We start from the raw sequence: 8,641 nt of genomic DNA on the forward strand, positions 1-8,641 counted from the left end.
GCATTTACCAAACAGAAGTCTTGAGTAGCATCAGTAGTAGTTGGTGTAGCTGGATCAGTTACCGTTACGGTTACCAGTAAACGAACTGAACTCTCACAATTAGTTATTGGATCAAGGATCGCTCCATAATATGTTCCATTAGCTAAAGCTGTTGTTGGCGCTAAAGCTGTTCCTCCAGTGGCAACATTATACCAAACTACGCCAGTTTCATTTACCTGAAGACTTGCAACTGTTGGTGCATTTACCAAACAGAAATCTTGAGTAGCATCAGTAGTAGTTGGTGTAGCTGGATCAGTTACTGTAACTGTTACCAGTAAACAATCTTGAGTAGCATCAGTAGTAGTTGGTGTAGCTGGATCAGTTACTGTAACTGTTACCAGTAAACGAACTGAACTCTCACAATTAGTTACCGGATCAAGGATTGCTCCATAATAAGTTCCGCTTGCTAAGGCCGTTATTGGCGCTAAAGCTGTTCCTCCAGTGGCAACATTATACCAAACTACGCCGGTTTCATTTACCTGAAGACTTGCTACTGTTGGTGCATTTATCAAACAGAAGTCTTGAGTAGTATCAGTAGTAGTTGGTGTAGCTGGATCAGTTACTGTAACTGTCACCAGTAAACGAACTGAACTCTCACAATTAGTTACTGGGTCTAGAATCGCTCCGTAATAACTTCCGCTCGCTAAAGCTGTTGTTGGTGCTAAAGCAACTCCACCTGTAGCGGTGCTGTACCAAACTACGCCAGTTTCATTTACCTGAAGACTTGCAACTGTTGGTGCATTTACCAAACAGAAGTCTTGGGTAGTATCGGTAGTAGTTGGTGTTACAGGGTCGGTTACGGTTACGGTTACCAGTAAACGAACTGAACTCTCACAATTAGTTACTGGATCAAGGATCGCTCCATAATATGTTCCATTAGCTAAAGCTGTTGTTGGCGCTAAAGCTGCTCCGCCTGTAGCGGTGCTGTACCAAACTACGCCAGTTTCATTTACCTGAAGACTTGCAACTGTTGGTGCATTTACCAAACAGAAGTCTTGAGTAGCATCAGTAGTAGTTGGTGTAGCTGGATCAGTTACTGTTACTGTTACCAGTAAACGAACTGAACTCTCACAATTAGTTATTGGGTCTAAGATTGCTCCATAATAAGTTCCACTAGCTAAAGCTGTTGTTGGTGCTAAAGCTATTCCTCCAGTGGCAACATTATACCAAACTACGCCAGTTTCATTTACCTGAAGACTTGCTACTGTTGGTGCATTTACCAAACAGAAGTCTTGAGTAGTATCAGTAGTACTTGGTGTTACAGGATCTGTTATGGTTACCGTTACCAGTAAACGAACTGAACTCTCACAATTAGTTACCGGATCAAGGATTGCTCCATAATATGTTCCATTAGCTAAAGCTGTTGTTGGCGCTAAAGCCACTCCGCCTGTAGCGGTGCTGTACCAAACTACGCCAGTTTCATTTACCTGAAGACTTGCTACTGTTGGTGCATTTACCAAACAGAAGTCTTGAGTAGCGTCGGTAGTAGTTGGTGTTGCAGGATCTGTTACAGTAACTGTTACCAGTAAACGAACTGAACTTTCACATCCTGTTATTGGGTCTAAGATTGCTCCGTAATAAGCACCGTTTCCTAAAGCTGTTGTCGGAGCTAAAGCCGCTCCTCCAGTTGCAACGTTGTACCAAATTACGCTAGTCTCATTTGTCTGAAGATTTGCTACTGTTGGCGTATTTACCAGACAGAAATCTTGAGTATCATCAGTAGTAGTTGGTGTAGCTGGGTCGATCACAGTTACGGTTGTAACTTGAAGTTCACCATTTTTATTTTGACATGTAAAATCACTTGTTACTGCAACATAATAAGAAAAAGGGCTCATAAGTTTTGTTAACCCTGAGATTGTTAAAACTCCCACATTACTAACTGCATAAGTGACATTATCAACCACTAATCCATCAGTAATAGGCTGTGTTTTATTCGCATCAAAATACCAAAAGAAGACTGGGCTTCCCAAAGTACTTGTTGGTGTTAATACAGCATCAGTATCATGACAAATAGAAGCATTGTTTACTACAATATCTGTTGGTAAAGATGTTGGCAATATTGTGAACGTAACTTGTTTTCTATCGCCTGAAACTGTTTCACAAAACTCATCTGAACTTACTCCAACATAATAAGTATAAGTTCCAGGAGCTAATCCTGTTAACTTTAATTCAGAAATTGTTTCCCCAGGAACCAACTGACTTGTTGTTCCATCAAAACTATACCAGTAGTATATTGGATTTGTAAGTACTGGTGTAGCAGCTAAAGTTGCATTCAATGTTACTTTTCCATCTTCAGCACAAATAATAGTGTTATTTCCCCCATTAATTGTTACACTTGCTACTGCTGCTGCAGGAGTTGTAGCTCTAACAACTACAGTCACTTCTCCTCTCGCAAGAGCTGCACAGCCATAACGAATTGGTTGGATATAATATTTATAAGTACCTGCTGCTAACGTAGCTGGAATCGTATATGTCTGACCATCGGCAAGGAAATTTCCTCCAGTTGGGGAGTCATACCATTTATAAGTCGAACAATTGGCAGGGGGCACTTCTAATGTTATATTGCTACCAGGACAGACCGTGACCATATTATTAATGTCTCCCCCAAGAACTTTAGTATTTGTTACACGGTCAATATTATGTACTCTAAGTTGGTCTAACACACTTGCTACACCTCCTAAAGATATTGTAACTCTATCATATGGTTGAGTTTGAGGTGCAACAACGGTCATTGCTATTGTACCTCCCGAAAGTAGTCTTAAAGACAATAAATTACTATCGTTTTGAATCGGTGCACCAACAGCAGTATTTCCTAAATAAAGCTGAATATTAAATCCTGTAAGTAAATTGAGATTTAAAATCGTTCCAGGTTTAGAAATTGTTATTCTAAGGCTATCTCCAACCATCGATGGTGTTCTAAAAGTTGCTGTAAGCTGAGCAGCAGCAAGTACTCCTGCTCCACTAAACATTGTAGCATAAGTAGCAACATCACCATCGGCAATATTCCATGGGTCTGTCACCCCTACAGTAGCTGTTAATGCGCCTACTCCTAAGTCTTTTACACCAAAGAAAACATCTTCAATATCACCTTGTCCACAAGTTATCTGAGTAACTGGCTTATCATAATAAGCATCATACACATTAATATTTTGTGCTACACCTAAAATTGACCCCATTTGTACTCGAATACCGTCATAAGCTTTAGGCCCTGTAGCATCGGATGGAACAAATGTATATTCGAATGAATTTTGACCTGATAATAAATTTAGTAATGATCCCGATATAGATTGTAAAGTTCCAATATCAATTGGGTTTCCAAGTCCATCACGTTTAGTTCCTACCACAGTAACACTTTGTCCCAGTGCAACAGCGCTATAATCTGAACCTAACTTAATTGTTACAGGAGTACCTTGTGTTATTGTTCCTGGCCATTGTAGATTTTGCCATGTTGTTCCGATACCTAAAAGTCCTAAACCAGTTGTTATTGTAGAATAGGTTTGTGGATTACCATCTACAGCACTAGCTTTATTTGTAACAGTTCCTGTAACAATAGTTCCCCACTGTTGAGTTGTAGCATATTCTCTCTCTAATAATGGATCACAACTAGCTGGGTCTATAACAGTAATTGTAATAGTCTGACTATTAGTACAAGTTCCATTACTCGCAATTACCGTATAAGTAAAAACACCAACAGTATTAAGTGCGCCTGTATTATTTGATGGTATAGCATTCCCTGATGGATCATACCACGTAACAGTTCCATTTGAAGTTGCGGATAAAGGTACAGAATCACCTAAATTCACAACCACCGAACTTGTTACTGCTGTTAAAGTAGGTAACTGATTAATTGTAACCGTTACTTTTTGTTTTACAGATGGACAATCAACACCGATTGTTTGTGCCTGAATCCAATAATCACCACTTACTGTAATATTCCCTGCGGCAACTTCTGTGATTGGATTGTTTGATGAATCAAAGAAAGTATATGTTGTATTTCCTGATGTATCAAAATTTGTGATCGCATCTTTTAAATTTACTTTAGCACAACCAGCCAAAGTTGCTGTAACTGTTAAAGCTGAGCCTACTGGAAAATTTACTACAACTTCTTTTAAAGCTCCGTCTATATTTTCGCAAATACCTCCATTAAGTACCGAAACATAATATTTATAAGGTGCATCAGTAGCATTAAGTCCACTAATTGTAAGAGCACCTGTTGAAGCATCTTTGGAGAAGGTAACTCCAGGTTGGGCAACAATAGTAGTCCCTGTTATAATTTCCTGAGTTTTACTTTGATCTGTATAATATTTAAATGTTGCTCCCGCAAATGTAGATGTTGGAGATAAAACAGCACCTCCCGCACAAGTAGCGGTTAAAGGAGTTGTTATCGTAATATCACTTTCTGTAGGAATAGGCAACACTGTTACTGTAATAGCCTGACGATTAGTATTCAAACACGGTGTAACTCCACGACTAGCTTCTAAATAAAATGTTTTAGTTCCTGTTAATGATCCCGTTGTATAAGTATTTGTATTAGTTGCTAAAGCAGTCCCACCAGTTGCTACATCATACCAAGTAAATGTTTGTGTACCCGTAGCCGTAGCTGTTAATGTAGTAGTTTGTCCTGCACAAATTGGAGATGATGCTCCTGCTATCGAAGCATTTGGATATCTGTAAGAAGCCTCATAAATATCTAAGCTCGTCAATAAAGTAGCTAATCCGCTTAATTGAATCTGAACACTTGTAAATGGACCTGCTGCTGTAAAACTCGCTCTAAAGCGGTTTCCTCCTAATAGTTGAACATTTAAAAGCGAACTAATAGCAACTTGATCACTATTAGGAACACCTGAGTTAAAACTTTGCAAAGTAATATTCGAAAGAGCACTGATATCAAGAAGTCCCACAGGAATTCCTAATTCAACATCTATAATATCACCTGTTTGCCCTGTTGTAGGGAAACTCAACATTTGCTGAATATAATCCCCTAGTAAACCAACAGGAATTGAAAGGTTGGCAGCAGTTGCATTATTTCCATCCACAGAAGCTCCGTTATTTGTTGAATCACATAATAAGCATCCTGTTGTTCCTCCTTTTGAAGTTACTTGTGAATTAGCTAATAAACAAGAATTGATTGAATTACTTATAACAACATTAATAACAGCCCTTGTACTATTTGTACAAGTTGTAGTTGTACTTCTCGCTGCAATATAAAAGCTCTTATTTACTATTAAAGCAGGAGATGGTGTATATGAGGTTGTGCCAGATGATAGTAAGTTTCCATTAATTGGAGCATCATACCAATCGTAAGCTACATCTGTAACAGGATTCGTAACCTGCAAAGTAACATTCTGTCCAGATTGAATAAATACTGTTGATGATCCTACAGTTGGTACTGCTGGTATTGGATTAACATTTACATGTACCGGAGTACGTGTAGGACTTGAACAACTTCCAATAACTGCTTCAACATGATAAGTTACAGAAGCAGTTAAACCTGGTGTCGTATAAGTCGTACCTGTAAATACCAAATTTCCACCTGCAGATTCATCATACCAATTATAAGTTGTACCTGCAACTGGGGAATCAACTGTTATTATTGTGGATTCTCCACTACATACATTTAAAGGTGTAGCCACAACCGTTGTTGGAGCAACAGGATTATTAACTGTTACAAGAACAGGATTCCTTTCGCTATTCACACAACCATTACGAGTAACTTCAACATAATAGGTAGTATTCACGGTTAAAGGTAATGTTGTATAAGCAGCTGTGCTACTCAATAAAGTTCCTCCAGTTAAAGCATCATACCACTTAATCGTTTCACCTAAAGCTGCACTAGACATTAACGTTGTTGTTTGTCCGCTACAAATTGTCGTATTTCCAGTTATAGTTCTTGCTTTAAATTTATATGAAGCCCCATAAATATTAAGATTTGTTAGTAATGTTGCTAAACCTCCTAACCTAATCTCAACACGATCAAAGGCTGAACCTGCTGTAAGACTTGCTTTAAAACGATTACCCGTTAATAATTGAATATTTAAAAGAGAACTGTTTACAGCTACCCTATCATTATTATAGGTAGCACCATTATAGGTAGCTAATGAAATATAACTTAAGGCGCTTATATCTAAAAGTCCAGTTGGAATTTCTAAATCAACTGTAATAACATCTCCGGCCTGACCTGAGTTATTAAACTGTAGTGTTTGTTGAATCCAACCAGTAACTAAACCAACAGGCACTGATAATGTAGCTGCTGTACTGCTGCTACCATCAACCGAATTATTAGGATTACTTGAAGAACATAATAAGCAAAGTCCGTTTTGAGCTGTCTGTTGGCTATTTGCATCCAAACATCCTCCCAACGAACTAGTTGAAACATTTACAACGATCGGTACTCTGGTAGCACTTACACATCCTCCTGCAACATTACGCGACTCAACATAATATGTTTTGGTAGCGGTTAGTATTGGAGTAGTAAAAGTATTAGAACTAGCCAATAATAAAGTTCCTCCTGTAGGTACATCATACCAATCCAAAACAACGCCAGACTCTGATGTCGAAGCGCTTAAGGTTGCATTTTGTCCCGTTAATATTGAGACACTTGGCGTTAATACCGTTGCCACAGCAGGAATTGGAGTTAAAGTAACACTAACCGGAGTTCTTGTTGCTGTCTTACAAGCTCCTATCGAAGCCTCAACATAAAAATTAGTCACACCCGCTGATACTGTAGGGGTATATGTAGTACCTGTAGTTATAGCAACACCTCCTGTTGGAGTACTAAACCAGGAATAAGTTGTTCCCGGTACGGGACTTATCACCGATAATGTAGTCGCCTGCGTAGCTGTAGAAGAACAAATTGCAGTACCGCTACTATCTATAGCAGGTAATAGAGGATTTAGAACATTTACTGTTACAGGTATTCGTTGATCGCTTTCGCAACCTACACCTCTTGAAACGCTTACATAATAAGTAGTTGTAGCTGTTAAAGCTGGTGTTGTATATGTATTAGTATTAGAAAGTGCAGTAGTAGAAGTTGCTGAACTATACCAAGCCAATGTTGTTCCAGCACCAGGCGTAGCAGAAAGAACTGCCGATTGCCCATAACATACTGATTGTGATTGGCCTCCTGTAATAGTTGGCGCTGCAAACTGCAAACGCACCTCATATACTCTTAAATTTACTAATAAACTTAATAGGCCTCCAGTTTCAATTCTTACACCATTTGCATCACCGGGCAATGTATATGTTACAGCTGCTATTGCATTACCAGGTAACAGCTGAAGGTTTAATAATGGACTATTTAAGGCTACCTGTGAGCCAACATCAGCCGCTCCATTTTTAGCCTGAACAGAGACATTAGATAATAAACCAACATCCAACAATCCGTTTCCTGTACCTAAATAAAAAACAATTTGGTCTCCCGCTTTTGCTGTCTGACTAAAACTTAATGTCTCTTGTGCAAAACAGAGTAAACCAACAGCATTTGTTAACGAAGCATAAGTAGCCATACTTCCATCAAAAGCATCATTGGGAGTCGTTACACTCATACCAACGCACAATAATCCACCTGTACTATTGGTCTGTGAAGTCGGCTTACAAAAAGTCTGTGAAAATGAGCTCGAAAAGGGAATTAATATCAAAAACAACCACAAATAATTTTGTAGAAATGCCCCCTTTTTTATTGTTAAGAAAAATGTTTTCATATTCCTGAAAGATTAATAAAGTGATAAATAAATTCCAATATGATAAATAGGCAACTCTATCAACAACCTCTCTTGTGTATTTACGCAGAGATTATTAAAACAAAAGCCATAATAACAAATCATCAGAAATACATTCTAATGCTGTTAAAAACATCTAAATTTTAAGGTCTATAAAAAATTACTCAGAATTTGTTGCAAACTCAATTCGCGAAGAAGCGTATGATTCCTTAATTCGACAAAATTTAAAAGTCAAATGAATGCTAAAAAAAGAAAGACGTTTACAAGAGTCATTTAAAGTAGATTTTAATTTCATAAAAATGTTTTTAAGAGATTAATGTATTTATTAGGGATTCTACTTTTGTCATTTTTTGGTTACCATAAGGCACTAAAAGCCTGTATGCGATGCTCCATATGGTCATCCATAAAAATAAAAAACAGAAATTTTAACTCGACAATTTTAAGTACAAGAAAGAATTCACACGATAATCTTAAAGAAACAGAGTTCTACAAGAAATGCGAAAAACTAAGATCTATTGATTTTATAAATAGATTTAATTACTAATACTTGAGTAGTCGATTTACGCTTCTGGGGACTGAAGACTCAAATTAATAATACTAACTACGTATTATTATCGAATAGACAACATCGATAATCACGCCTATATTGAACATACTGATTATTTAATTTGGGGATACAAAAAATCAGTTGTTTTATAAAAATATTTAAAAGGAAAAATTGCTTTCTAGCTATACTAACAAAATTAGATATGACATTTAATTTTGAATTGAATGCTAATGAAGTAAAGAATAAAGAAAAGAAGAATTTATTTCTTCTGAAAAAAGTAATTATAAATTCCATAAGCATCCAGGTTAAATAATAATTGACAAAAAATCGTACAAAA

Annotated in this window: 1 protein-coding gene; it reads right to left on the reverse strand. The window is 37.4% G+C overall.

All coding sequences use genetic code 11. The annotated features are described in order from the left end of the window. Positions 1-7,739 (reverse strand): hypothetical protein (locus B8T70_RS22355; RefSeq protein ID WP_086896284.1); only part of this gene is annotated, 7,739 nt, incomplete at its 3' end. Positions 7,740-8,641: the final 902 nt, after the last annotated feature.

Source organism: Flavobacterium sp. AJR (genome assembly GCF_002156885.1).
Classification (GTDB): domain Bacteria; phylum Bacteroidota; class Bacteroidia; order Flavobacteriales; family Flavobacteriaceae; genus Flavobacterium.